Source organism: Pontimicrobium sp. MEBiC01747 (assembly GCF_053601635.1).
In genome coordinates, this window is sequence record NZ_JBSHNS010000275.1 from 1 (window position 1) to 307 (window position 307).

1 pseudogene is annotated in these 307 nt (G+C 53.4%); it reads left to right on the plus strand.

The annotated features are described in order from the left end of the window. Positions 1-307: pseudogene (locus tag ACVC2P_RS09055) on the plus strand (hypothetical protein); the annotation flags it as partial.

Genomic DNA, 307 nt, shown 5'->3' on the forward strand with positions numbered 1-307 from the left:
ACAGGAATCCCAAGCAGTGCAGGCACAGGCGTATCAAGCCCAACCGATACCGATGGTAACGTAGGCGAAAACCTACCCGATTTCTTAGACAGTGACAGTGATGACGATGGCTGCTCAGACGCTAACGAATACTATGGAGACAACACAGCCGATGGCGGCGATGGCGGACAATATGGCACCGACCCAGCAGCAGTCAATACTAACGGAACAGTCGTAGCAGCCAGCTACCCAGCCACAGGAGCAGACAGCGATAGTAACACCACAGCAGATCACTTAGAAACAGGCCCAGACCCAGATACCGATGGAA